Below are 1,041 nucleotides of genomic sequence, written 5' to 3'. Positions count from 1 at the left end.
GCTTCCACTTAAGCATTGAGGCCGGGACGGGGCCGGGGCAGGGTGACGGCTGATCCGCTCGGCTGATCGAGGGGACCTGGTGGGCCGTCCGGGGGCCGTGCGCGGCGTGGCGCGCTTAGCGGCGGGAGGCCGGTGGCAGGGGGCCTGTGATGATGCGACTTTGCACGGGGCTGACCCTGACCCTTGTCACCGCGGCCGCCCTCACCGGCGGCTCGGCACCGCACGCCACCGCCGCGTCCGCCCTGACCTCGGTTCCCGTCGATCCGCCCCGCCCCACCTGCGTCACCACCGACGCCGACTCGTTCCCGGTCCGCACCCACATCGACGGCGGCCCGGACAGCTACGACGCGGGCGGCGGGTACGGCACCTGGTCCCTGGAGCTCACCAACACCACCTCGCGCACCTGCGGGAACGTCCACCCCGTGATCGTTCTCGTGGACGAGGAGCGCGCGCTCCGCCCGGCCCAGCCGCGCCTGGAGTTCTACGTCGGCTCCCGTCCCCATCCCGTTCCTTTCGAGCGCACCGACGCCGACGAACTCGTCGGTGTCCTCGACCACGACGGGTTCCCCGGATTCACCGTCCGCCCCGACCGCACCCTCACCGTGAGACTCCGCCTCGCCGTCACCTCCGCGGCCGTGCCCAACGACGTCGTGGCGAACGCGGCGGTCGTGCAGCGGAAGGGCGACGACGGTGAGTGGGTGGGGGAGTCGAACGACTACCGGTTCCGGATCGTCGACAGCGGTAGCGCCAGCGACAGCAACAGCGACGGAGGCGGTAGTCGAGAGGGAGACCGCGAGCCAGACCGCAAGACGGACCGCGAGCCCGACCGCGAGCCAGACCAACCCGGCATCCGCAAGGGAGACCGCAAGGAAGACCAGCCGAGCATCCGCAAGGGAGACCGCAAGCGTGAGGAAGCCGGCGGCCACGACCGCAAGGAGGGCGGGGGCACCCCCCGGAAGGAGGGCGGCGGCACCGACCGGAATCAAGGCACCGGAAACCAAACCGGAAACGAAACCGGCACCGACACCAACGCCCCCGAGC

1 protein-coding gene is annotated in these 1,041 nt (G+C 71.7%); it reads left to right on the top strand.

The genetic code is table 11. The features are described from left to right. Nucleotides 1–149: 149 nt before the first annotated feature. Nucleotides 150–1,041, top strand: an 892-nt coding sequence (locus FNH08_RS50460; protein WP_152778746.1) for a hypothetical protein, incomplete at its 3' end; no start/stop codon positions are given.

Origin of the sequence: Streptomyces spongiae (assembly GCF_009377185.1) — a bacterium.
In the GTDB taxonomy this organism is placed as follows: domain Bacteria; phylum Actinomycetota; class Actinomycetes; order Streptomycetales; family Streptomycetaceae; genus Streptomyces; species Streptomyces spongiae.
This window is presented reverse-complemented; position numbering and strand designations above follow the sequence as displayed.